This is a genomic window from Aeromicrobium sp. (assembly GCF_014378035.1).
Classification (GTDB): Bacteria; Actinomycetota; Actinomycetes; order Propionibacteriales; family Nocardioidaceae; genus Aeromicrobium.
The window spans coordinates 1-4,263 of record NZ_JACMOM010000262.1 but is presented as its reverse complement, the minus strand read 5'-3'; the positions used below and the strand labels follow the sequence as shown (position 1 = coordinate 4,263).

General features: G+C 65.8%; 6 protein-coding genes. 3 read left to right on the top strand and 3 right to left on the bottom strand.

Annotated elements, in window-relative coordinates; translation table 11 throughout:
* Nucleotides 1-77: 77 nt before the first annotated feature.
* From H7290_RS13705 to H7290_RS13695, 3 genes are all read left to right on the top strand, one after another.
* Nucleotides 78-389, top strand: coding sequence for a metalloregulator ArsR/SmtB family transcription factor (locus H7290_RS13705; RefSeq protein WP_290514575.1), 312 nt, complete (start codon nt 78-80; stop codon nt 387-389).
* Nucleotides 390-416: 27 nt separating this feature from the next.
* A complete protein-coding gene (locus H7290_RS13700; RefSeq protein ID WP_290514574.1) occupies nt 417-1,064 on the top strand; it encodes a dihydrofolate reductase family protein in 648 nt (215 codons plus the stop codon).
* Between the two features lie 158 nt (nt 1,065-1,222).
* Nucleotides 1,223-1,417 carry a hypothetical protein gene (locus tag H7290_RS13695; protein WP_290514573.1) on the top strand — a complete coding sequence of 65 codons (195 nt, stop codon included), beginning with the start codon at nt 1,223-1,225 and terminating at the stop codon, nt 1,415-1,417.
* A gap of 192 nt (nt 1,418-1,609) precedes the next feature.
* Here the strand turns inward: H7290_RS13695 and H7290_RS13690 are convergent, their stop codons facing one another.
* The 3 genes from H7290_RS13690 to H7290_RS13685 all read right to left on the bottom strand — a co-directional run bounded on the left by H7290_RS13690 (nt 1,610) and on the right by H7290_RS13685 (nt 4,043).
* Nucleotides 1,610-2,029, bottom strand: coding sequence for a hypothetical protein (locus H7290_RS13690; protein WP_290514572.1), 420 nt, complete (start codon nt 2,027-2,029; stop codon nt 1,610-1,612).
* Between the two features lie 140 nt (nt 2,030-2,169).
* Nucleotides 2,170-2,685, bottom strand: coding sequence for a tyrosine-type recombinase/integrase (locus tag H7290_RS21380; protein WP_366927636.1), 516 nt, complete (start codon nt 2,683-2,685; stop codon nt 2,170-2,172).
* Between the two features lie 17 nt (nt 2,686-2,702).
* Nucleotides 2,703-4,043 carry an alpha-hydroxy-acid oxidizing protein gene (locus H7290_RS13685; protein WP_290514571.1) on the bottom strand — a complete coding sequence of 447 codons (1,341 nt, stop codon included), beginning with the start codon at nt 4,041-4,043 and terminating at the stop codon, nt 2,703-2,705.
* Between the last annotated feature and the right edge of the window lie 220 nt (nt 4,044-4,263).

The following is a 4,263-nucleotide window of genomic DNA, read 5'->3' as shown; positions in this document are numbered from 1 at the left end:
TAGGTCGCAAGCGGACGCCACCACGTCGGTGGCGTGAGCCGTTGACGGATACTCACCTCTCCGTGATAGTTAGGCCCGTGCTTAAGTATCACGACGAGCTCAACGCCGTGCTCCGCGCTATCGCGGATCCGACGCGCCGAGCCGTCGTGGAACGGTTGGCGAAGTCCCCGGCCGTGGTGTCCGATCTCGCGGCACCGTTCTCGATGGCATTGCCGTCGCTCATGCAGCACCTCCGCGTCCTCGAGGACGCGGGACTAGTCACGTCGCAGAAGCACGGGCGCGTCCGCACCGTGAGCCTGCGAACGGGTGCCCTCGACGTCCTGCACCTGTGGCTCGGCGAGCAACGAACCCCGCAGAAAATCATGCCGACCGGCTTGGCGCCCACCTGACCTGCACCACCCCGAAGGGAACCTGACATGACCCGCGTTCGCATCGACCTGTTCGTCTCGCTGGACGGGTACACCTCGACGACCGACCACTCCCCCGAAAATCCGATGGGACAGGACTGGGGACGCCTCACGGAGGCGTACGCCGCGACCCGTACGTTCCACGAGCGGGTCTTCGGCGACACCAGTGGTGCCGGGACGGAGGGCATCGACGACTCCTACGCCGCCGCGCACTTCGAGGGCATCGGCGCCGAGATCATGGGCGCCGCCATGTTCGGACTGCACACATACCCCGACAACCCGGACTGGAAGGGATGGTGGGGTGATGAGCCGCCGTTCGGAACCCCGGTCTACGTCCTCACCCACACCGCACCGCGTCCATCGATCCCGATGCCAGGCGGCACGACTTTCCACTTCCGCAGCACCGCGATCGAGGACGTGCTTGCCGAGGCAGTCGAGACTGCCGGCGGCCTGGACGTACGCGTAGGCGGCGGGGTCAGCACGGCCCGCGACTTCCTGCGCGCCGGCCTGGTCGACGACCTGCATCTCATGGTCGCCCCTATTCTGCTGGGCCGAGGCACTCGACTTTGGGACGACCTTCCTGCCCTCGACCTCACCCACAAGGTGACGACGGAAGTGGCCGAAAGCGGCACGACCCACGTCACCTTCACGCGATAGGACGGACGCGTGACGATCGAACGCCGACTCGCCCGCCCCGACTTCACCCTAACCCGCGACTACCCCGTGCCCCTTGAACGTTTCTAGGGCGCGTTCGCCATGGAAAGCAGAAGCTGGACTGATGGGGCGCGGGCGACGATGTCGAGCCCGGCGAGTAAGTGTTCGACTTCCGTGTCGGCGGCCGCGATATCGACGAGAAGACATTTCACCATGGTCCCGTCTGGCGCGGCGAGGCCACGTATTTCGACATCGTCGAGCCCGGCGTCTACTTCGAACAGTTCTGGGGCGACGGGCCGAACCACGAGGCAGGCACCCGAGGCCTGCTCCACGCTCTGGCCAACCACCTCGCATAACGCACCTGCGTGACTGGGTGGTGGCTAAGCGAGCCCGGAACACTCAAAACATTGTTTCGGCCTCCGAAGACCCTCCCGGGGTCCGCACTGGATCCCGGACCCGACTGGCAACGGGGTGGGTTCGAGCTCGCGATTCTGATTTACGAATCTGCGGCGCAGATTGAGAACCAGCGGTGGTGTGACGCACCAGGATCAGCCGGCGAGGGCGCGCTCGATCTCGCCGACGGCGGCGGTCTCTTTCTGGGACGTGTCGTCGGCGGCGGCCGCTACGTCCTTCGCGGACTGAAGCACGACCTGCTTGTACTCCTCGACAAGCTGCGGAGCCTTCTCCGTCAGAATGCCGACAGCCTGCCTGAGGAGATCCAGGGTGCGTGCGCTGACCTCGTCCTTGCCGCCAGAGGGCATCTCCGGAAGGCCTCCGGTGACGAGCTTCTGCACGTCAGGCGAGGCGGCCTTGACCGCTCTGCTCGCGGCAAAGGACTCCTTGAACGTGTCGAAGAACCCAGGCTCCGCCTGAGCAACAAGGGCGCCGGCGCGTAGCGCGGCGGACCGGACGGTCTTCTGCTCGTTCTCGGTGAGTGCGGGAGTGGGCTGTTGCGGCGTCTCGGTCATGCGCTGCTCCTCTTGGCTAATGGGCACCTAATAGGCCCACCCCCTTGTCTACCGCAGCGAACCCCAGCGCGCCTGGACGAGGGTGCGACTCTTCTCCCAAGCCCACCCGCGGCGGGCCGGGAGCAGTTGACCTAGGCCGGTCAACGCGAAGACGATCTCGGTTTTGTCGCTTCGCCGATGGCGAAGGCGTCACGAACCACAGGGGGCCGTGTTGGCGTCCGCATGGTTTGGCGTGGGGAGAATCGCTTGCCGCTAGTAGACACCCCCAGGACCGGTGTCTGACCGGGGAACAAAACAATGTCCCTCACCGTCGGATCTCGTTCCCCAACGGCACTCGGGCGCCCTCTGTGGGCAAGAAGCACCGACACCTGGGGCTCAGACTCCGGCGACATAAGCGGTGAGGAAGTGGACAGCGAGCCTATCAAGTTTCCGCGGGCACGGTCGTAGTGCTGAGTGGTGCGGGGTTCGGCATGGCGAGCCAGGATCTGTGCATCGCTGAGTGGGACACCGGCGTCAAGGGCGTTGGTGCGCACCGCACGGCGTAGTAAATGCGGACCGATGTGCCAGAAAATTCTCGCGGCCTTCGCGATCCTGGCAACCATCCGACAGGCGTCGTGCCGGTCGATGGGGTTGCCCGAGATCGGCCTCAGAATCATTGAGCCGTCGGTCTCTTTCAAACGACTCCTGGCCAGGTCGGGTTGGGTACAACGAAGTCACGGGAGACGGACTTCACGTCGGTCGCGCCGGTGAGTGCCATCGTCAGGTCGAGCTCTGCGACGACGTTGGCGATGACCTCCTCGACGCCCCGCTGACCAGCGATCGCGAGACCGTACATGTATGGGCGCCCCAGGAGGCAGGCGTCGGCCCCGTGGGCGAGGGCCGTGAACACGTCCGCGCCGGTGCGGATGCCACTGTCGAGCAGGACCGTCGGCTCTGGGCCGACGGCGCCTCGAACGGAGATGAGGGCGTCGAGGGAGGCGATGGAGCTGTCGATCTGACGTCCGCCGTGGTTGGAGACGACGATCGCGTCCACACCGAGGTCGAAGGCTCGGCGCGCATCGTCGGGGTGGAGGATGCCCTTGAGCACAACGGGCAGGCGGGTGCGGCCGCGGAGGGTGGCGACGTGGTCCCAGCTCAGGCCCGGGTTGGAGTAGATGTCAAGGAACGTCTCGACTGACGCCCTGGGCACGGGCGACCGCAGGTTCGCCCAGAAGCTGCCAGGGTGATTTCGCGTGATCGAGATCAGCGACCTGAGCGCCTGCAGGGTGACCTTCACGTCCGAGGCAACTCCCGCTTCCTTCGCTCTCTCGATCCGGTCGGCGACGATCTCGCGGAAACGTGGGTCGGACGTGTACTGACCGATGCCGAGACCTTGAGCGAACGGCAGCGAGCCGAGTGTCAGATCCTGCGGACGCCAACCGAGCGTGGTGGTGTCGAGAGTGATGACTAAGGCTTCGGCACCGCTGGCCTCGGCACGTCCGATGAGGCTGTCGACCAAAGCCTCGTCGGTGCTCCAGTAGAGCTGCACCCAGTGCGGAGTCTCGCCCATCTCCGCGGCGGCCTCCTCCATCGGAGTGCCGCCCTGATTGGTGAAGACGTACGGCACTCCGGTGCTGGCGGCAGCTCTGGCGGTGTGGAGATCGGCTTCGGGGTCGATGAGCTGCCCGGCACCGACAGGAGCGAGCAGCAGCGGCGAGCTCAGCTGCGTGCCGACGATCTTGACCGACAGGTCGCGGGTGGCTCCCCCGTGCGCCATCCTCGGCACGATGGCCCACCGGTCGAAGGCAGCACGGTTGTTGCGCATTGTGCGTCCTTCCCCGGCGCCACCGGCGACGTACGCCCAACCCTTCGGCGACGTGACCTTCTGGGCCGCACGCTCGAGGCCAGCGAAAGACGTAGGGACTGCCGGCGTGATGCCGACGACACCTGCGCTGTAGATCGCGCTCTGCCGGTCCCGGCCGGATCCTGGCTTTGCAACGGGCGTCTCCTCGGACGCTGATGAATGCTGCGGCATGTTGTCTCCTCTGATCACGTCCGCATCACGCGGTCGTGATCCGAGCGTATGGTCGCGCCACTCCTCGCGCTCCGTCGGCATCGCATCCCAGGCTGAGACGACTCGGGCTGCGAGATGTGCCCGCAGTCGCTCGTGAGCGCTCGCGCTCGCAGCAAGTAAGGGTCACGTCAGATCTGACGTCTACCGAGTCCAGTTGGGACTTCAGCATTAGCGGTGGTAT